This window comes from Amycolatopsis vastitatis, from assembly GCF_002234595.1.
Lineage (GTDB): Bacteria > Actinomycetota > Actinomycetes > Mycobacteriales > Pseudonocardiaceae > Amycolatopsis > Amycolatopsis vastitatis.
Window position 1 is genome coordinate 127,932 of the sequence record NZ_NMUL01000002.1, and the last position, 18,614, is coordinate 146,545.

Here is an 18,614-nt window from a genome sequence, read left to right on the forward strand (position 1 = left end):
CGGCTCAGCCGTTCCGGCCCGAACCGACCAGCCGGTCCTTCAGCGCCCGGGTGTGCCGCCTGCTCACCGGCAGCACCTTCTCCTCGTTGCCGATGACGACCTGGTAGCCGCCCTGGCCCATGCGCAGCTCGGTGATCAGCGGGAGCGCGACCAGGAACGACCGGTGGATCCGGACGAACCCGGCCTTCTCCCAGCGTTCCTCCAGCTGGGCCAGCGGGATGCGGACGAGGTGGCTGCCTTCGGTGGTGAACAGCCGGGCGTAGTCGCCCTGCGCCTCGACCCAGCGGACCGACGAGCGCGGGATGAGCTTGGTGGTGCCGGCGAGCTCGACGGGGATGACCTCGTCGTCGTTCTTCACCGGCTCGCCGCCCATCGCGCCGGGCGGCGGCGCCGCGGCCGCGGCCAGCTTGTCGAGCACGCGGGAGATCGCGCGGTCGAGGCGGTCCTGCTGGTACGGCTTGAGCACGTAGTCGAGGGCGCCGAGGTCGAAGGCGTTGACCGCCTCCTCGGCGTGCCCCGTCACGAACACCAGGCACGGCGACGGGCGCAGCGCGGCGAACACCCGGGACATCTCCATCCCGGAGAGGCCGGGCATGTCGATGTCGGCGAAGACGGCGTCGACGATCGGCAGGCCGCGGTCCTTGCGCTCGCGCAACCGCGGGTCGTCGGTGGACAGCAACCGCAGCGCCTCGGAGGCGTCGATCGCCGGGAACACCTTCGCCACGTGCGGGCTGTTGCGCAAGCAGTGGACGAGTTCGTCAAGACCGTTGGGCTCGTCGTCCACAGCCAGGACCACGAGCTTCCGGGTGTCATCGTGAGCACTCACAGTGAAACGCATCCTGCCCATTGCCGAGTGCAATGTCCAGCCCCCGTCCGCCTTAAGTGAGGAGACCCGCGACCGGAGCCGCGGGCCTCCTGCTCTCAATGCACGAACGTGAACCAGTTGAGGTTCACGAAGTCGGCCGGCTGGCCGCTCGTGAACGTCAGATACACGTTGTGGACACCGGTGACCGCGCTGATGTTCGCCGGGACGGTCCGCCAGCTCTGCCAGCCACCGGTGTTCGCCACCGCGAAGCTGCCGATGGGCGCGTTGGACCGGCTGTCGAGCCGCACCTCGACCAGTCCGCTGACCCCGCCCGCGGCCCCGGACGCCACGCGCGCCTGGAAGTTCGTCGCGGCGCTGCCGCCGAAGTCGATGCCGGGGTAAAGGGCCCAGTCGCCGTTGCCCGCGGGCCCGATGTTCTGCCCGCCGCCGGTGTCGGTGGTCGTCTGCTTGGCCAGGCCGTTCTGCTGGGTGTAGGACTCCGCCTGGATGGTGGCGTAGGCGCTGCCGCCGTTGCCGGGCGGAGTCGTCGTGGTGGGCGGGGTCGTCGTGCCGCCACCGCCGCCGCGGGTGGTCACCGTGACGTAGTCGACGACCATGGGGTGCCCGGGCACGATCCCCGGCCCCGGCGTGGTCGTGCCGGAGTTGTTGTTGGGGAACGCGCCGCCGATCGCGACGTTCAGCAGCACGAAGTAGCCCTGGTGCGTGGTCATGTTCGCCCAGGTGGTCGCGTCGAGCTGGTTCTGGCTCACCGAGTGGAACTGCTGCCCGTCGACGAACCAGCGGAGGACCTGCGGGCTGCTGCTCGCGTCCCATTCGAAGCGGTAGGTGTGGAAGGCCGACTGGCAGCTGCTGCCCGGGCAGGCCCGGTTGTTCGGCAGACCGGTGGTCTCGTTGCACGGGCCGCCCGGGTTGACGCCGCAGTGCAGGACGCCCCACACGGAGTTGATCCCGTTGACGTTTTCCATGATGTCGAACTCGCCGATGGCGGGCCAGTTCCAGTAGTTGCCGCGGTAGGGGCCGCCGAGGGCCCAGAACGCCGGCCAGTACCCGAGCGCGGCCGCGCCGGTGACGTCCGGCATCTGGATCCGGCTTTCGATCCGCATGACGCCGCCCGCCGGGGGCTTGAAGTCGGCGCGCTGGGTTTCGATCCGCGCCGACGTCCAGTTGCCCGCGCCGTCGCGCAACGGCGTGATGCGGAGGTTGCCGGAGCCGTCTTGAGAGACGTTGCCGGGGCTCGACGTGTAGTTCTGGATCTCGCCGGTGCCCCAGTTGGCGGGGCCGCCCGGGTAGCTGTGGCCGGTGTCGATGATCCAGTTCGCGCCGGACGGGAGCGAGCCGGAGCCGCCGGTGAAGTCGTCGGCGAACACCGTCGTCCAGCCCGCTTCGGGCGGCGGGATGGACGCCGCGGCGGGCAGGGTCAGGGGGATGGCGATGAGTGCGGCGCCGAGCACCGCGCCGAGAACGAGCCTGCGGGAGTGGGGCATCGGGTGCGACCTCCTTGTCGACCGGATTTGTTGCCGTTCACAACAAAGCCCGTCGACAAGGAGACCCGAGGACCTCCTGCGATTCCAGAGGCGTTACACGGGAAGGGTGATCCAGGTCACAAAGTCTGCCTGGAAGTACCCGAACCGGACATCGGCGTCAGAGGCCGAAGCGCGACCAAGCCACCTTCTGCGACACGGCCTCCAGCACCGCCGCCGCCGCGGCCGGCGCGCCGAGACCCAGCCGGGCCAGCAGCGGCCTCTTCGGCTCGGCCACCGAGATCTCGGCGTCCGGGAACCGCTCGGTGACGATCTGCCGGAGGCTGCCGAGGCCGTCGACCAGGCCCAGCTCGACCGCCTTCGCGCCGAGCCAGACGTCCCCGGTGAACAGGTCTTCCGATTCGGCCAGCCGGTCGCCGCGGCGCTCCTTCACCCAGTTCACGAACAGCTCGTGGAGCTGGGTGTGCATCTTCTTGAGCCACTCGACGTCTTCGGGCTTCTCCGGCGAGAACGGGTCGAGCCGCGACTTGTTCGCCCCCGCCGTGTGCAGCCGCCGCTCGATGCCGAAGCGCTCCAGCAGCCCGGGGAACCCGAACCCGCCGCTGATCACGCCGATCGAGCCGACCATCGACGTCCGGTGCGCGTAGATCTCGTCGGCCGCGCAGGCCAGCCAGTACCCGCCCGACGCGGCGACGTCCTCGCAGAACGCCAGGACCGGCACGTTCTTTTCGTCGGCCAGCTGCCGGATCCGCTCGGCGACCAGCCCGGACTGCGTCGGCGCGCCACCCGGCGAGTTCACCAGCAACGCGACGGCCTTCAGCCGGTCGTGGCCGAACGCCCTGGTCAGCGCCGATTCCACCGCGGTCAGGTTGATCGCTCCCCTGGCCAGCGGCGACGGCGACGGCGTGATCACGCCGTGCAGCCGCACCACGGCCACGACGTCCTTGCGCTCGACGCGGTCGGCGAGCACCGGGATCCGCGAAGCCAGCTTGTCCGTAACGCTCATGACGCCAGGCTAGCGGGATTCAGCCCATGGGGAGGATGCCGGAACGCGTGCCGTTGACGCCGTTGACCTCGGCACCGTTCAGCTGGGCCGGACCGCCCTGGTGCGGGACATCGGCCTCGCCGGCGTCGTTCTCGGAGCTGTAGTCCGGCATGTTCGGCCGGACGCCCGGGACGAACTTCGGCACCCGCAGCGTCACCTTCATGCCGGCGCCGGGCGCGGTCTCGACCATCACCGCGTAGTCGCTGCCGAAGACCTGCTGCATGCGCTGGCTGATGTTGCCGAGCCCGACGTGCGCGCCGGTGCTGTGCGCGTTCTTGACGTCCTTCAGCCGCCGCGGGTCCATGCCGATGCCGTCGTCCTCGACGCTGATCAGCGCCTCGGTGCCGTAGTCCTGCGCGATCACCGTGACGCAGCCGCCGCTGGGCTTGCTCGCGAGGCCGTGCTTGACCGCGTTCTCCACCAGCGGCTGGATGATCAGGAACGGCACGACGACGCTGAGCACCTCGGGCGCGATCTTCATCCGCACCTCGAGCCGACCGCCGAAGCGGGCGTTCTCGATCGTCAGGTAGCGGTCGATGTTGCGCAGCTCCTCGGCGAGCGAGGTGAACATGCCCGACGTCCGGAACGAGTACCGCGTGAAGTCCGCGAAGTCCTGAAGCAGCTCCCGGGCCTCTTCGGGATCCGTGCGGATCAGCGCGGAGATCGTGTTGAGCGCGTTGTAGACGAAGTGCGGCGAGATCTGCGCCCGCAGCGCCTTGATCTCGGCCTGCTGGAGCTGCTGCTTCGACTCGTCGAGCCGGGACAGCTCGAACTGCGTGCAGACGAACTGGGCGACGGCGTCGGCCATCTGCACCAGCCGCCCGCGGGTGCGGCCGACGACGATCAGCGCGGCCTCGGTCTCGCCCTCCACCAGCAGCGGCACGATGACCGCCGTCTTCATCCGGCAGGTGCCGCGGTGGTTGCACGGCATCCGGTCGTGCGCCACGACCTCACGCCGGTGCTTGCGGATCGCCGCGCCGATGGCGTCGACGAGGTCGACGTAATGCTCGTTCGCTTCGCCGTCCCAGGACAGCAGCGTGCCCTCGCTGTCGGTGATGCCCACGGCGACGCAGTCGAGCATCTGCAGCAGCTGCGTGGTGATCTTGTCGGCGGCCTCCTCGTCCAGGCCGGCGCGGAGGTTCGGCGCCGCTTTCGACATCCGGTGGACGGCCTGCAGCATGGCGTCCTCGACGACGCTCGCCGGCTTGCGCTGCTTCACGAGCAGCACGATCACCACGATGGCGAGCAGAGCCGCGACACCCCAGGGGACGACCTGCGCGAGCGGAAACCCGGACACGGCGTCCATGCTCTGCGCTCGACCAACCGGGTGCAAGGCCTGATCCCACTTTCTGTCCAACTGTGATGACCGAGGGTTGGGAGGACCCTACCCAGAGTCTGATTCACCCCTTGACAGTCACTGTCCGCAACGCGCGGGAGGCGTGCCCTGTTCCACCCCTTCCGGGGAAAGCCGCAGGAAAACCGCGCTTTCGCCGGCGGCGAACACGACGTCGGCGTCGGACGGCACAGCACGTGCAGCCGATCGGGCGAATCTGCGCTACTTGAGCAGGCGCGACATCCGGCGGTCGGCGAGCGGCTTGCCGCCGGTCTGGCAGGTCGGGCAGTACTGGAACGACTTGTCGGCGAAGGAGATCTCGCGGATGGTGTCGCCGCAGACCGGGCACGGCAGCCCCGTCCGCGCGTGTACCCGCAGGCCCGACCGCTTCTCGCCCTTCAGCCGGGCAGCCTTCTGTCCCACCGAGCGCTGGACCGCGTCCGTCTCGATCTCGACGATCGCCTCGGCGAGGGTCTCGAGCGCGCCGTCGTCGAGCTTGCCGATCGTCGCGTACGGAGACAGCTTCGCGCGGTGCATGATCTCGTCGGAGTAGGCGTTGCCGATCCCGGCGATGAGCGACTGGTCGGTGAGCGCCCACTTCAGCCGGGTGTTCCTCCCGGCGAACAACTCGCGCAGCCGGGCGGCGTCCAGCACGAGCGCGTCCGGGCCCAGCCGCGCCACGCTCGCGATCTCCTGCGGGTCCTCGACGATCCACACCGCGAGGCCCTTCTTCGTGCCCGCCTCGGTGAGGTCGAAGCCGGGCCCGGTGGCGGACTCGAGGTGCACGCGCAGCGAGATCGGGCCCTTGCCCGGCTTCAACGGCGCCGCGGCGAGCCCGTCGGACCAGCGCAGCCAGCCCGCGCGGGCCAGGTGGACGACCAGGTGCAGGTCACCGGCGACGACGTCGAGGTGCTTGCCGTGCCGGGTCGCGCCGGTGATTTCCCGGCCGTGCAGATCCGTCCACGGCGGCATGGCCGTCTTCAGCACGCTCAGCGACGCGACGTCGATCCGGAAGATCGTCCGGCCGACGGCGTTCTCGCGCAGGTGGTGAGCCAGTGCTTCGACTTCGGGCAGCTCGGGCATGGCTCCAGTCTCCTACTCGACCGGGTGCAGCGGCCCGTCGAAGTCCGGCAGCGAGTGCCGCTGGATGGTCTTGGAGATCTTCTTGACCTCGCCCTGCACGGTGAACATGCCGCGGATCGTGCCGACCCAGCGCTCGGACGGCCGGTCGCCGGTCACGTCGCCCTCGGTCTCCGCGACCACCGTCCACGGACGGCGCAGGATCCACCGGAGCGGGAAGAACAGCACCACGAGCAGCAGTGCCAGCAGCACCCACGCCGGGATGTTGACCTGGTCCGGCGTCCACACGACGAGGATCACGGCCAGCAGCGTGGTCACCACGATCATCGCGATGCCGGGACCGTAGCTGCCCGCGACGTCGTGCTCGAAGTCGTCGGCCGTCGCCGGCGCCCGCCATTCCATCTGGGCACGGACCACCCAGTCGCGGCCGTCTTCGCCGCGCACCAGCCGGTTCATTCAGTAGCCTCCCGGGCCGCCCGCAGGGTGAGCACCTCAACGGTACCGTGCACGGGCTCACCCGCGCGAGGGAGGAATCGGGCATCCCCACCCGCCGAACCTGATCATCGCTGATCAGGACTCGCCGCGGTGGTCGAGGCCGAATCGGCCGGTTCGCCCGAATCGGTGACCTCGGACGTGCCGGCCGGGCACGGTTTCCCCGAAGTCGGCGTCACCGTCGTCGACGGCTCGGTCGTGGCCGTGTCCTGGTCGTCCTTGGGCTTGGGGTCATCGGCAGCCGTCGATTCCCCGGCAGGCGTCGACGACGCGTCGGGACGGCCGGTCGGCGACAGCGCGGGCGCGCCGGCGTCCTCCGGCACGGTCTTCCCGGCGGCGGACTCGGTGGTCATCGTCATGTCGGGCCGAGACGTGTCCAGCCGCGGCGACGTCGCCGGGTTCACCGGCGCGAACGACGAGGACGCGAGATCCTCGCGCGGGGTCACCGCCCCGGCACCGCCGCCCGTGTCCCCGGTGGGAACGTCCCCGGCCACGGACACGCCGGGCACCTCGTTCGCAGCGACCTGGCGGCCACCGGAGTGAGCACGGGCCGGAACGGCGATCCCGGTGCCGCGGCCGTTGAGCACCCCGATGCCGATCCGCGGGTCCTGCTGCGGCTGCGGTGGCGGCTGGTGGTGCGTCTCGGACGGCGGCACCACGACGAGCTCGGGCGCACCGCCGGTCAGCCCGACGTCCTGCACCGCCGTCGACCCGAACAGCACCGGCCCCGCCGCCACGCCGACCGCGCCCACGGCGGCGGTCGACGCCAGCGCGAGCCCGATCTTGACCTTCGAACCGACCAGGACACCCTTGATCGTCGCGCCCAGCCCGGCCAGCACCCCGCCGCCACCCACCGACGCGGCCGCCGGCACCAGCAGCACCAGCACCCCGGCGTGCGCGCGCAGCGACGAGCAGACGTCGCGCAGCTCGTCCTGGGTCGCACGGCACGACGGGCAGCCGTGCAGGTGCGCCTTGATCCGCTCGGCCTCGGCACCGGTGACGCTGCCCGCGGTGAACCCGCCCAGCTTCTCGACGACCGCACGGCACGAATCCGGCCCGCGATTCACCGAAAGGTGTGCCTGCAGGTACGCCGCGCGCAGCCCCTGACGGGCCCGCCGGGCCAGGGCCGCGGTGGCGTTGGCGCTCAACCCGAAATGGGGAGCGACCATCGCGGGCTGCTCGCCCTCGACCTCGGTCTGCCACAGCACCGTCCGCCAGCGCTCCGGCAGGCTGGTGAACGCGGTGGTGATCAGCGTGTGCTCCGCGGTCCGGGCGTGCGTGTCGGCACCCGCTCCGGCGCGGAAGGTGAGCTCGTCGTCGGAAACCGGCACGTCCCGGCGGGCACCGTGCCACTCCCACGAAACCCGGCGAGCGACGGTCAGCAGGTAGGCGCGGACGTAGTCCCTCGGGCCGGAGCCACGGCGAAGGGCCTGCAACACGCGGAAGAACGTCTCCGCGGTGATGTCTTCGGCCTCGGACCGGTCGGCCGCCAGGCTCTGCGCGAGCCGGCGGACGGCGCCGGCGTGCAGCTCGAACAGCTCCCCGAACGCGGCGTCCTCGCCGTCACGGAGCCGTTGCAGCAGTGCCTGCTCGTCGGATTCCGAGGCCGCTGGTGGCGGCACCGTGCCCAGCTCGGTCATCCGGCCCGGCACCTCCTCCCCGAAGGTCTCCCCATTCGGTCGAATGGAGACACCATACGGAGGGAAACAGCCGTCGTCACCCCTTGTACGCCAGCTGTGACACCGAAGCACCGGTCAGGGGCACAGGGGACCCCCCGATCGGCGCGGGTTCCCGTGGGTATAAAGTGTTTCCCATCAGCAAGGCAGTGCGGATGTAGCGCAGCTGGTAGCGCATCACCTTGCCAAGGTGAGGGTCGCGGGTTCGAATCCCGTCATCCGCTCAGGACTAGGGACCGTGTGTCTGGTTACACCAGACCACGGTCCCTTCGCCATTTCACCTGGGGGCCGAGCCCCCGGACCCCCACGGTGCGGCCGCTTCGGCTTCGTGCGCCCGTTGGGTTGGGTCAGGCTGCCGGGCTCTTGAAGGGGTCGTGCTCGGCGAGGAGCTTGTCGAGCCGGGCCTGGTCGACACGGGAGACGACCGAGGTCTCGTCCTGTCTGTCCCGGACGCACTTGGCGAGCGTGAACGTCGAGGTGACCAGGTAGAGCATGCCGAGGGCGAGGAAACCGCGGATCCAGCCGTCGACCGGCAGGTACGCGATTCCGCCCGTGACCGCTGCCAGTGCCAGGCCGAACGAGAGCGCCGCCTGGATGTAGAAGGCCGTCGTGGTGGGGGACGTGGTTCCCGTTTTGGTCATGTGACCACGGTCTCGTCCCGGCGGTTCGGGTGTCTTGAGCAGTACTACTCAGCCGCGGTTGCGATGTGGCTACAGCTCGTAGACGTCCAGGATCGTGGGGGCCACCGGGGTCAGGTGGGGGTCTTCGCGTTCCGTCACCTGGCCGCGGGCCATGCGGTACACCCGGAAGTTGTTGTCGTTCTCCGTGTCCTGGTCGTCCCACGTGTGGAGGAGGCCGTAGGAGCCCGGCGCCAATTCGCCCGCCCGGGTGAACAATTCGAGGAGTTCGGGGCCGAGACGGCCGCCGTGCTTGTCGAAGCCGCCGAAGTGGAGCATCGGCATGCCCGCGCTCCAGCGGAGGTCGACGAGGTCGAAGTCACCGGCGTCGCGGATCGCGCGGTGCACGCGGTCGACCAGACGCTCCAGCAGCGCGGCGTCGTCGTCGCCGCTCGCGGTCGCCTGGATGGTCACCCAGCCGTGATATTCGAACACCCGCAGAACGGTAGCAAGAGATCAACCAGCGGCTCAGCGGGCCAGCTCGGACGGCTCTGCGGGGGCCCGGGTGGCGGAGCCCCCGGCCCGGGGCGAAGCCCCGGTTGTCTCGGTCGGCTTGCCGTCGCGGCGCAGGACGTTGGTCAGCACCCCTTCGCCGAAGCGCTCGAACGCCGGCACCAGCTTCTCGCCGAACACGCACAGCGTCCGCTCCCATGGGTGCCCGAGCGTGCCGAACGAGAAGTCCTCGGCCAGGAACAGGTGGTAGTCCGCGCGCGGGAACACCGGCACCGGCCACCGGGCGCCCTCGGTCATCAGGTGCGGCCGGATCCGGAAGGACTGGTGCTGCCAGTGCAGGGCCCACATCCGGCCGTCCGGGCCGCAGGCCTCGCGGAACGCGGCCAGCGCGATGGCCGCGACCTGGTGCTCCTCCACCGCGTACGGGCCGAGCCGGAACTCCGCCGACCCGCGATCGGTGTCACCCGGCGAAAGGTCCCAGGTCCGCGACGGCGCCGGCTCGCGGAAACCCGGCCAGGCGTGGGCGTAGGTGCTCGGCCAGAACGCCAGCTTGTCGTACACCCAGTACCAGGCGGGCTCGTCGACGACGCGGGAGACGGCTTCCCAGGCAGCATTCACGGTTACGACCTCGAGGTTTGGCCAGGCACAGAAGAACACGCGAAAGCTTCGTGTTCGGTCTCCGGTTTGTCCAGTCCCGGTCCGCTGACCGCGAACTGTGTCACTCATCCGGGTGGGTTCCGCCAAATTGTCACCATGAGAGTCCTCTTCGTCCACGGCGCGTTCGTCCGCGACGGCGCGTGGTGGTGGCAGCCCACGGCCGACGTCCTCGCCCGCCACGGCCTGCGCAGTTTGGCGGCGGTGCTGCCGAGTTGCGAAGGTGAGCCGCGCGGTGACCTCTACGCCGACGCGGCGGCCGTCCGCGCGCTGCTCGACGCCTCCCCCGAACCCGCGCTGCTCGTCGGGCACTCCTACGGCGGCATGGTGATCACCGAAGCCGGCCGCCATCCCGCGGTCCGGCGGCTCGTCTACGTGACGTCGTTCCTGCCGGACGTCGGCGAGGCGCTCGCGGACTTCGGGACCGGCGAACCATCGCCGTGGCACATCAGCCACGGCGATGGCACCGCCGGCGTCCGGAAGGAGTTCGTGCGGCCGCTGTTCGCCCAGGACTTCGACGACGCCACCTACGCCGCGGCCGCCGACCGGCTGACCTCCCAGAACGAGGCCGTGTTCGGCCAGCCAACGACTCGGGCGGCGTGGCGGAGCGTCCCGTCGACCTATGTCGTCTGTGGCGAAGACCGCGCGACGCTGCCCGAGACCCAACGGGCCCAGGCGGCGCGCGCCACCGACGTCGTCGAACTGCCGGTGGCGCACCACCCCTTCGTCACGCGGCCGGACGTGATGGCCGAGGTGCTGCTCAGGCGGCGTCCCAGAGCGTGAGGAACGCCGAGGCCTCGCTGCGGGCCCAGGGCCGCAGCCGTTCGCGGTCGCGGGCGGACAGCTGGTACTCCTTCGCGCGGCGGACGTCGATCACCAGCGCCTGCCCGCCGGGCAGGACGTCGGGCATCGCCTGCTCCAGCACCCACAACGCGAGCTGCGCGGAGTCCTTCGCGAGCGGCTCCTCCTTGAAGTAGAGCCAGACCGCGTACCGGCGGCCGTCGCTCTTGCGCAGCCCCATCTGCGGGCTGACGCCGATCTCCAGCTCACCGATCCGGCACCGGCCGCGGCCGACCTCGACCAGCCGCGGCGACTTCCGGCCGAGGTACCGCAGCCAGCCCTCGGCTATCGCCGCGTAGTGCGGTTTCGTCCGCTCGTCGGCGGCGTTGACGAGCGCGCGCAGTGCCACCTCGTCCTGGTTCGCCGCGCGCCCGGACCGCACCGCGTTGGCCGCCCGCCGGTAGTAGTTGAACGCCGCCCGTGCCGGGTCTTCGTACTGACGGCGCTGCCGCCGGACGAACGACGACCGCGACGGACCGGAACTGGCGCTGTAGCCCACGAACGTGGACAGGGTGATGTAGGCCATGGCCCTGCCTTCCTCCATCACGCCACCCGCGCTCGCGGGCGGCATCTCCCCTGGACAACGCCAATTTTAGAACATATGTACGACAGTTTCGGGGTCCTGAAGGGTGACGCGGGCGGGGTCTCCCGAAAACGGCGGACTTGCGCTACGTTGCCGATCAACCTCAAACCGCAACCTCGCAGGTCGGCAGTCCGTGCCAGACTGATGCCCCGAATGGTGGATGGGGGTCCCAAGGATGAGCTGGCAGGAAGAGCTTCGCCGTCTCGACGCGGAGCTTGCCGAAGGTCGCATCGAGCCCGCTGACCACCGCAAACAGCGGGACGAGCTGCTCGCGCAGGCCTCCGGTTCGACGGTGCCTTCGCCGGTGCCCTCACCGCTGCGCCGTCCGGGTGAGGCCTGGCGCAGCGCGAACCCGGCCAGCCACCCGGCACCCGCCCAGTACGTCCCGCCGCCGCAGCGCATGGAATCGCCCCGGCCGGCTGTGCCGCACCAACGGCCGCACCAGCCGCCGCCACCGCCGTGGCAGCGGACCGGGCTGCCGGTTTCGCCCGCCACCAGCCACGTGCCCGCGATCCCTGACCACATGACGACCGCCCCCAGCCCGGCCGACATCACGCCGACGCGCTACCTGAGCGTCGACGGCCCGGCGGAGCGGGGACCGGGCAGCCGGTTCCCGCCGATCACGCCGCCGGGCGGCGAATCGCAGCCGGCGCAGCCGCTGCCCGGACCGGAGGAGGTGCCCGGCAAGCACCGGTGGGCCACCGACGGGGAGCCGTCGTCCGAGCGCTCCTGGACGAGTCGGCCGTTCATCGTGCTCGGCGCGCTGGTGGTGGTGGGCGTCGTCGTCGGCGCGACGATGTGGCTCGGGAAGGACGATTCGAAGCCCAACGCGCTCGCGACGTTCACGCCTGTCGTGACCCAGCCGCCCGCCGCCGCGGCCCAGCCGCAGCTGGAGGACGAGGTGCCGCCGCTGCCCGGGCTGCAGCACCCGGAGAGCTCCACGATGTCCTTGGCCCGCGGCCTGGACCTCAAGCTGTACCCCAAGGAAGCCGCGCAGATCTTCTCGCAGCACGGCGTCACGCAGTTCGTGTACCGCGCCTCTTCGGCCGGTGACACCGGGTTCCTCGGCTACGCGATCCCGGCCGAGAACGAGGACGGCGCGAAGGCGATCGTCGACTACCTGCGCGAGGCCGCGTCCGCGGGCGGGTTCGTCCCGGTCACCGCCGACCCCGGGATGGTCACCGGCCGCAACGGCGACCTCCGGATGAACGGCACCTGGTACACCTCGGGCAAGGTCGCGATCGTGCTCTGGGCGTCACAACCGTTCGCCAAAGACAAGAACGAGCTGAAGACCAGCCTCGACAACGCCGTCGCGGTGTTCAAGAAAGCCCTTCCGCCAAGCTGATCAGTCGCGCCGGTCCAGCAGCGCGGCCAGCGTGCGGCGGGCGACGTCGGCGCCGAACAGCCGGTCCACCACGGTCTTGCCCTCTTCGGACAGCCGCTGCCACAGCTTGTCGTCGTCGAGCAGGGTGACGATCTCGTCGGCGAGCTCCTGCGCCGAGCCGCCGACGAGGACGTCCCGGCCGTGGGTCAGGTGCATGCCTTCCGCGGCCAGCGGGGTGGCGACCACCGGGACGCCGTAACCGAGGCTCTCGCCCAGCTTTCCCTTGACGCCCGCGCCGAAGCGCAGCGGCGCGACGACGACCCGGGCCTCGCGGTAAGCGCTGTCGAGGTTCGGCACCCAGCCGCGGACGACGACGCCGTCGCTTTCCAGGTCGAACATCTCCTGCGGCGGGTTGCTGCCGACGATCTGCGCGACCGCGTCCGGGCGCCGCCGCCGCACGAGCGGCATGATCTCGGTCGCCAGCCAGCGGGCCGCGTCCCGGTTGGGCAGGTGGTCGAAGCTGCCGACGAACAGCACGCCGGACCGTCCTTCCGGGACGGCCACCGAGCCTTCGGCGTAGTGCACATTGGACAGCACTTCGACGCGCGCCGACGGCACGAGCTCCCGCAGCAGCTCACGCTCCACATCGGACACGACGAACGTGACGTCGGTGGCGCGGGTCAGGCCCAGTTCGGACTCCCGCAGCACTTCGGCGCGACGCCGCAGCGTCAGCTCCTCGCGCGTGTTGCCGAGCTGCGCGGCCAGGTCGGCCTGGCGGTTGAGCCGGACGAAGTGGAGGTCGACCGTGTCGTAGGCGATGACGCAGTCCGGCGCGTGCTCGCGGACCTGTTCCAGCAGCTGCCAGGCGACGTGCGGCCGTGACAGCACGGTCAGGCTCAGGTCGGGTCCGGCGTCGCGCAGGAACTCCAGCTGCTCGCCGAGCCCGGTGATCACCGTGACGCCCGCGCGGTACAGCGCGTCGACGTACGGCTCGTGGAGCGCGTTGTTGAGCGGCATGAAGACGACCCGGTGGCCGAGGCCGACGAGCAGCTCGAGGATGCGGAACATCCGGACCGAGCCGGAGTCCTTGTCGGGCATGGGCACCTGGTGGTCGGCGACGAGGATCGTGCCGCCGCGGTGGCCGTCCTTGGTGCGCTGCCGCCCGGCCCAGACCGCACGCGGGCTCGCCTCGGGGAAGTGGTCGCGCAGCTGGACGCTCCACTTGTCGACGAAGACGCCCCGGTTGAGCTCCTGGTGCCGCTTCACGCCGGAGGAGACGTCGGTGCCGTTGGTGATGCCTTCGTGGTGCACGACGACCGACGCGGGCTGGACCATCGTCCGGTACCCGGCCGCCCGGACGGCGAAGGCGAGGTCGGTGTCCTCGTAGTACGCGGGGGCGTAGCGCTTGTCGAAGCCGCCGATGCGCTCGAACAGCTCCCGCCGGACGAGCAGCGCCGCGCCCGAGCAGTAGTCGACGTCGCGCAGCGCCTGGTACCAGGGGGCGTCCGGGTTCTGCAGCCTGCCGTAGTTCCAGCCGGTGCCGTCGGCCCAGATGATGCCGCCGCACTCCTGGAGGCGGCCGTCCGGGTAGACCAGCTTGGAACCGACGAGCCCGACGTCGGGCCGCGATTCGACGACGGCGACCAGCTCGTCCAGCCAGCCCGGCCGGACCTCGGTGTCGTTGTTCAGGAACATGACGAAGTCGCCGCGCGCGTGCTCGGCGCCGAGGTTGCAGGCGCCGACGAACCCGAGGTTCTTCGGCGCGCGAACCAGCCGGACCCCGGCGCAGCCGGCGACGCGGTCGGCGGAGTCGTCCGGCGAGGCGTCGTCGACGACGACGACCTCGAACGGCGTCGAGGGCAGGTGCCGCTGGATCGAGTCGAGGCAGCCGCGGGTGAACCGCCAGTTGCCGTAGACCGGGATGACGACGCTGACGATCGGGTGGTCGCTGGTGGTCACCGCGACCGGGCCGGGCGCCGGGTCGGGCGCACCGGGCAGCACCCCGGCGGGACGGCCCAGCGCCGTCTCGTAGAAGTCGCGGCGGCGGCTGCCACGGGGCGCGTACCGCTCGATCGCGCCGCGGTACTTCCCGATCGCCTTCTGGACGAGCGCGGACGTCTCGGCACGCAGCTTCTCGTTCTCGGCGGCGAGCCTGCCGATGGTTTCGCCGAGGCTGGTGTTGTTGCCGGCCAGCCACTCCAGCCGTTCGCGGTCGTAGCCCGCCTTGCGCTGGAGCCGGTTCAGCTCGTCGGCCGCGCGCTGCCGGTCTTCGCGGGCGCGCTCGGCCTGCCGGAGCGCCTCGTCGCGCTCGGTCGCGGCGCGCTGTTCGGCCGCGGTGACCTGGGCGAGCTCACCGGTGAGCCGGGTGACCGAAGCCGTCGCCTGGTCGCGCTCGGCTTCCGTGCGGCCCAAGCCGTCGCGCAGGCGGGCCGCCTCGGCGGCGGCGCGGGCGACGAGGGTCAGCTTCGGGTCGACCATCGCGGAAGTCGAGGGCACCTCGACCGGCTCGGCCGACGCGACGGAGACGAAGTACGTGTGCGGCGCGCCGGGTTCGACGACCCAGCCGTCGCCGTCGTCGGCCTGCACGGTGAGGACCTCGGCACCGGCACCGGCGCCGTTGTCGTGGATCAGCGAGCCGACGGCGACGTTCTGCCGCAGCACGACGACGTGCGCGAAGCTCGCGGACAGCAGCGTGCGGAACGCGGACTCGGTCAGCTCGTGCACGTGGTACGGGTTCTCGTTGCCGTGGTCGTGCGTGTAGACCTCGATGTCCGGGGTGCTGCAGAGGAAGACCCCGCCCGGCGCGAGCCGGTTGCGGACGAGCTCCATCAGCCGGTCCTGCTCGTCGACGTGCTCGATGGCCTCGAAGCACGTGATGACGTCGAAGACCTCGCCGTCGAGCGCCCGCGGGTCGGTGATCGAGCCGACCTCGAAGCGCAGGCCCGGGTAGCGGGTGCGGGCGTGCTCGACGGTCGTCGGGTCGATCTCGAGGCCGACGACCTCGGCGGCCGGACGCGCGAGCAGCGAAGCGCCGTAACCCTCGCCGCTGGCGAGGTCGAGAACGCGCTTGCCGTCGGCGAAGCGGGCCGCGAACGCGTAGCGGTGGTAGTGCTCGTAGATCACCTGGAGGTCTTCGGTCCACGGCACGCACCGCTCGCCGGTCCACTCGATCAGCCGCTCGCCACTCGTCCCCTTGGCCATGCGGGGCAGATTAGCCGTCCGGCCGATCTCACCTTTCGAGCAGCCCCAGCCCGACCAGGACGTACGCCAGCGTGCGCCGGTCGCCACCGGCCGTGATCGACCAGTCCGCGTCGAACGAAAGCCGCACCTGCCGGTGCGCGTCGAGCCGGACCGGCAGCACCTGCTCGGTCAGGCCCGGTCCGACGTCGGCCTTCGCGACCGGGGCGCCGTCGACGGAGACGGTGACGCTGCCGTGCTCGGTGGCGTCGTCCGGCAGGTAGGTCCGGAAGTCCAGGGCGTCGACCGGGGCCGTGGTCAGGACCGGGAACTCGACCGACGGCGCCGCCCAGTCGTCGTGGGCGATGCCGTTCATCCGGCCGGTCACGATCCCCGCGCCGCGCACCAGCCGTTCGCCGTTGGTGCCACCGGGGCGGAACGAGACGCGGCCGGCCGGGTCGACGACGCGGGTGTCCCGCACCGACCGCTCCGGCGTCCGGTCGCCGTGGACGCGCAGCAGCCGCGGGGACGGGTGGAACAGCGCGGTCAGCCGCGTCCCGGTGACGAGCCCGAGGTCGAGCAGGCTGTCGTCGAGGACGCCGATCTCGTCGATCAAGCCGACGTGCGCAGGGTCGTCCATGTCGAAGTTGTGGCCGTAGATGCGGTCGACGAACGGGTCGATCACGTTGCCGTACGGCAGGAACAGGCTCGGGTGCAGGAAATCGAGGAGCACCGGCAGGACGTCCTGCGCCCGGATGCCCTCGAAGCCGTCGGCGGCGCAGTCGACGTCGACGAACTGCTCGTCGATCTGCCCGGTCAGCGCGTTCCGGCGCAGCTCCGGCGGCAGCGTCGCCCAGATCCGGTCGACGACCTCGTGGGCCTCGGGCCACCGGCGGTGCCCGTTGCGGCCGATCATGTCGTGCACCACCAGGACGCCGTCCGCGCTCAGGCTGCTCTTGATCTGGCCGTAGAGGTGTTCGAGGTCGAGCACGTGGTGCAGCGCCTGGAACCCGACGACGACGTCGTGCCCGGCGTCGGCGCGCCACGTGTTGAAGTCCGCGGTGATCAGCTCGACGCGGTCGGCCACGCCCTGCTCGCGGGCCGACGCCTCGGCGCGGGCCTGCATCTCCGGGTTCAGTTCGAGCAGCCGCAGCCGGACGTTGTCCAGACCTTCGGCGGCGAGGCCGCGCAGCCAGCCGAGCTCCTGGTCGCCGTTGCCGCTGCCCAGCGACAGCACGACGGCGTCCCGCGAAAGGTTCCGGGCCCGTTCGGCGATCTGGCCGACGATCAGCTCGTCGAGGCCGGGAACACCGAGGGCTTCGAGCTTCGGGCGCACGTGCCGGTTCGACCACCGGTGCGCCGACGGCGGCAGGTTGCCGTGGATCTCCTCCTGGCCGGCAAAGGTTTCGCGCTCCCTGGCCAGCCGCTGGTCATAGCCCGGCCCTCGGCTACCGCTCATCGCCGTCCCCTCGCGTTCACCCGTTCGGGGCCGCCCGTCACCGGCCCGGCGCTAGGATACGGCTGTGTCGTCCCGTCCTCCGTCGCAGTTGCCCACCGAGCAGGGCCTGCCGAGGACCCCGGAGTCGTGGCTCCCCAAGGAGCACAACCTCTACCGGCCCCGGCACAGCAAGCGCCAGCGCACGGCCTTGGCCTGCGCCGCCTTCTTCTTCGTCACGCCGCTGCTCCTTTCGGTGCTCGGCGTGCGGCCCGCCGCCTTCGAGAACCGGCCGCTGCGCGACTTCCCCAGCCTCGGCGCCGGCTGGGGGTTCTTCACCGGCATGTCCGGCTGGGCGACCGACCACCTGCCGCTGCGGCAGGCCGGTGTCCAGGCCGCCGACGCGATCAGCACCGGCCTCTTCGGCGACCCGCCGGGCTCCGGCCAGGGCACCAGCCACGACGGCGGCACGGTCGGCGTCGACCAAGGCAACCAGGGCAAGCCGAACACCGGCGACGTCCCCGGGTACGTCTACCCCACCGTGCTCCCGGGCAAGGACGGCTGGATGTACCTCGGCGAGGACGTCAACGCCCGGTGCCGTCCGGTGATGGACACCGACCACGTCGTCGCCGCGCTCCGGAAGCTGCGTGCGGCCGTGGAGAGGTCCGGGCGCAAGTTCGAGCTGGTCATCGCGCCCGACAAGTACAGCGAAGAGCCGGCCCACCTGCCCGACACCTACGTCGGCAAGCCGTGCGCGCAGGCGCGGACCGCCGAGTTCTGGAACCGCGTGCCGCGCGAGACCGGCGCGATCGACCTGCGGCCGGCGCTCGCCGACGCCGAAAAGCGCGTCGGCCACTCGCTGTACGACCGCAACGACACCCACTGGTCGTTCGACGGCGGCCTGGTCATGACGTACGCGCTGGGGGCGGCGATCGCGCCCGGCAGCACCGCGGGCTGGCAGGCGGCGCCGAACGGCGTCCGGCCGTGGCCCGCGGACCTGGCCAGGGTGCTGGGCCGCGACGAACAGCGGCAGCTCACGACGTACAGCCTCTCCACCGACGGCGGCGCCGACCGGACCCGCTACATCGCCAGCGACTTCAAGACCCCGCTGCACCTGAGCCAGCCGGACGGCGCCAAGCCCGCCGGGTCGATCGCCCGGAACACGGCGGTCGTGGCCGACTCGTTCACCCAGTTCGCCAGCCCGTTCCTGGCCGCGACCTGCCAGGACGTCACCATCGTGCACGCCGAGACGGTCGCGCAGAGCACCGCGCAGGAAATGACGAGCCTGTTCGCCGACCGCGACATCGTGACCTTCGAAATGGTCGAGCGCAGCGTCATCGGCGGGTCGTCCGCGCTGCTGCGCGACCAGACCATCGACCTGCTCGGGCAGGTGCTCGCCGCCCACCCCCGCTGAGGCGCCGAGGCGTCCACCACGCGAAGGTAACGACGGGGTGGTGGGCGACGACCAGGTGAACACACCCGTGCACAATGACTCCGTGCGGCCGCGCTCCCGGGTGAGGAGCACCCACACGTTCGCA

Annotated in this window: 16 protein-coding genes and 1 tRNA gene; 4 read left to right on the forward strand and 13 right to left on the reverse strand. The window is 71.1% G+C overall.

All coding sequences use genetic code 11. The features are described from left to right. Nucleotides 1-4 precede the first annotated feature (4 nt). The 7 genes from CF165_RS01945 to CF165_RS01975 form a co-directional block, all read right to left on the reverse strand. Nucleotides 5-838 carry a LytR/AlgR family response regulator transcription factor gene (locus CF165_RS01945; protein ID WP_167384504.1) on the reverse strand — a complete coding sequence of 278 codons (834 nt, stop codon included), beginning with the start codon at nucleotides 836-838 and terminating at the stop codon, nucleotides 5-7. Nucleotides 839-921: 83 nt separating this feature from the next. Further along, nucleotides 922-2,310, reverse strand: a complete 1,389-nt coding sequence (locus CF165_RS01950) for a glycoside hydrolase family 16 protein (protein WP_093945664.1) — start codon at nucleotides 2,308-2,310, stop codon at nucleotides 922-924. 157 nt (nucleotides 2,311-2,467) lie between these two features. Then, nucleotides 2,468-3,313 carry a S49 family peptidase gene (locus tag CF165_RS01955; protein WP_093945665.1) on the reverse strand — a complete coding sequence of 282 codons (846 nt, stop codon included), beginning with the start codon at nucleotides 3,311-3,313 and terminating at the stop codon, nucleotides 2,468-2,470. A gap of 19 nt (nucleotides 3,314-3,332) precedes the next feature. Further along, on the reverse strand, nucleotides 3,333-4,658 hold the full coding sequence (locus CF165_RS01960; protein ID WP_093945666.1) for a histidine kinase: 1,326 nt from the start codon (nucleotides 4,656-4,658) through the stop codon (nucleotides 3,333-3,335). A gap of 249 nt (nucleotides 4,659-4,907) precedes the next feature. Next, a complete protein-coding gene (locus CF165_RS01965; protein WP_093945667.1) occupies nucleotides 4,908-5,768 on the reverse strand; it encodes an Fpg/Nei family DNA glycosylase in 861 nt (286 codons plus the stop codon). A gap of 12 nt (nucleotides 5,769-5,780) precedes the next feature. Next, entirely contained in the window at nucleotides 5,781-6,221 is a 441-nt protein-coding gene (locus tag CF165_RS01970; protein WP_020642704.1) for a hypothetical protein, read from the reverse strand. A gap of 104 nt (nucleotides 6,222-6,325) precedes the next feature. Further along, on the reverse strand, nucleotides 6,326-7,897 hold the full coding sequence (locus CF165_RS01975; RefSeq protein ID WP_093945668.1) for a sigma-70 family RNA polymerase sigma factor: 1,572 nt from the start codon (nucleotides 7,895-7,897) through the stop codon (nucleotides 6,326-6,328). Between the two features lie 187 nt (nucleotides 7,898-8,084). Between CF165_RS01975 and CF165_RS01980 the strand changes: the two genes are divergently transcribed. Further along, nucleotides 8,085-8,157 (forward strand) — tRNA-Gly (locus CF165_RS01980). 123 nt (nucleotides 8,158-8,280) lie between these two features. Here the strand turns inward: CF165_RS01980 and CF165_RS01985 are convergent. The 3 genes from CF165_RS01985 to CF165_RS01995 form a co-directional block, all read right to left on the reverse strand. Then, nucleotides 8,281-8,574 (reverse strand): YiaA/YiaB family inner membrane protein, encoded by a 294-nt coding sequence (locus CF165_RS01985; protein WP_093945669.1) that lies wholly within the window; start codon nucleotides 8,572-8,574, stop codon nucleotides 8,281-8,283. Between the two features lie 69 nt (nucleotides 8,575-8,643). Further along, nucleotides 8,644-9,045 carry an immunity 7 family protein gene (locus CF165_RS01990; RefSeq protein WP_093945670.1) on the reverse strand — a complete coding sequence of 134 codons (402 nt, stop codon included), beginning with the start codon at nucleotides 9,043-9,045 and terminating at the stop codon, nucleotides 8,644-8,646. Between the two features lie 33 nt (nucleotides 9,046-9,078). Beyond that, the gene (locus CF165_RS01995) at nucleotides 9,079-9,681 is read right to left on the reverse strand and encodes a DUF2716 domain-containing protein (RefSeq protein WP_205660743.1); all 603 of its coding nucleotides are present in this window, start codon (nucleotides 9,679-9,681) and stop codon (nucleotides 9,079-9,081) included. A gap of 135 nt (nucleotides 9,682-9,816) precedes the next feature. Here CF165_RS01995 and CF165_RS02000 point away from each other — a divergent pair, with 135 nt between their 5' ends. Beyond that, a complete protein-coding gene (locus CF165_RS02000; RefSeq protein WP_093945672.1) occupies nucleotides 9,817-10,500 on the forward strand; it encodes an alpha/beta fold hydrolase in 684 nt (227 codons plus the stop codon). Here CF165_RS02000 and CF165_RS02005 read toward each other — a convergent pair. Further along, nucleotides 10,478-11,101, reverse strand: a complete 624-nt coding sequence (locus tag CF165_RS02005; RefSeq protein WP_240521424.1) for a hypothetical protein — start codon at nucleotides 11,099-11,101, stop codon at nucleotides 10,478-10,480. The genes CF165_RS02000 and CF165_RS02005 overlap by 23 nt on opposite strands. 214 nt (nucleotides 11,102-11,315) lie before the next feature. Between CF165_RS02005 and CF165_RS02010 the strand changes: the two genes are divergently transcribed. Further along, nucleotides 11,316-12,485, forward strand: a complete 1,170-nt coding sequence (locus tag CF165_RS02010) for a hypothetical protein (protein ID WP_093945674.1) — start codon at nucleotides 11,316-11,318, stop codon at nucleotides 12,483-12,485. Here CF165_RS02010 and CF165_RS02015 read toward each other — a convergent pair whose 3' ends face one another. Then, complete coding sequence (locus tag CF165_RS02015; RefSeq protein WP_093945675.1) at nucleotides 12,486-15,665, reverse strand: glycosyltransferase; 3,180 nt, start codon at nucleotides 15,663-15,665, stop codon at nucleotides 12,486-12,488. A 28-nt stretch (nucleotides 15,666-15,693) separates the two neighbouring features. Then, nucleotides 15,694-17,100 (reverse strand): SAM-dependent methyltransferase, encoded by a 1,407-nt coding sequence (locus CF165_RS02020; protein WP_093945676.1) that lies wholly within the window; start codon nucleotides 17,098-17,100, stop codon nucleotides 15,694-15,696. Nucleotides 17,101-17,164: 64 nt separating this feature from the next. On the opposite strand from CF165_RS02020, the gene CF165_RS02025 reads away from it, so the two are divergent. After that, nucleotides 17,165-18,490, forward strand: a complete 1,326-nt coding sequence (locus tag CF165_RS02025) for an alginate O-acetyltransferase AlgX-related protein (RefSeq protein ID WP_338023389.1) — start codon at nucleotides 17,165-17,167, stop codon at nucleotides 18,488-18,490. The last annotated feature ends 124 nt before the right edge of the window (nucleotides 18,491-18,614 follow it).

Bases quoted from the DNA above. Each gene is read 5' to 3' on its own strand.
- CF165_RS01950 (WP_093945664.1), bottom strand. From the start codon at position 2,310: ATGCCCCACTCCCGCAGGCTCGTTCTCGGCGCGGTGCTCGGCGCCGCA.
- CF165_RS01960 (WP_093945666.1), bottom strand. From the start codon at position 4,658: ATGGACGCCGTGTCCGGGTTTCCGCTCGCGCAGGTCGTCCCCTGGGGT.
- CF165_RS01970 (WP_020642704.1), bottom strand. From the start codon at position 6,221: ATGAACCGGCTGGTGCGCGGCGAAGACGGCCGCGACTGGGTGGTCCGT.
- CF165_RS01965 (WP_093945667.1), bottom strand. From the start codon at position 5,768: ATGCCCGAGCTGCCCGAAGTCGAAGCACTGGCTCACCACCTGCGCGAG.
- CF165_RS01975 (WP_093945668.1), bottom strand. From the start codon at position 7,897: ATGACCGAGCTGGGCACGGTGCCGCCACCAGCGGCCTCGGAATCCGAC.
- CF165_RS02020 (WP_093945676.1), bottom strand. From the start codon at position 17,100: ATGAGCGGTAGCCGAGGGCCGGGCTATGACCAGCGGCTGGCCAGGGAG.
- CF165_RS02000 (WP_093945672.1), top strand. From the start codon at position 9,817: ATGAGAGTCCTCTTCGTCCACGGCGCGTTCGTCCGCGACGGCGCGTGG.
- CF165_RS01945 (WP_167384504.1), bottom strand. From the start codon at position 838: ATGCGTTTCACTGTGAGTGCTCACGATGACACCCGGAAGCTCGTGGTC.
- CF165_RS01955 (WP_093945665.1), bottom strand. From the start codon at position 3,313: ATGAGCGTTACGGACAAGCTGGCTTCGCGGATCCCGGTGCTCGCCGAC.
- CF165_RS02010 (WP_093945674.1), top strand. From the start codon at position 11,316: ATGAGCTGGCAGGAAGAGCTTCGCCGTCTCGACGCGGAGCTTGCCGAA.
- CF165_RS01985 (WP_093945669.1), bottom strand. From the start codon at position 8,574: ATGACCAAAACGGGAACCACGTCCCCCACCACGACGGCCTTCTACATC.
- CF165_RS02015 (WP_093945675.1), bottom strand. From the start codon at position 15,665: ATGGCCAAGGGGACGAGTGGCGAGCGGCTGATCGAGTGGACCGGCGAG.
- CF165_RS02005 (WP_240521424.1), bottom strand. From the start codon at position 11,101: ATGGAGGAAGGCAGGGCCATGGCCTACATCACCCTGTCCACGTTCGTG.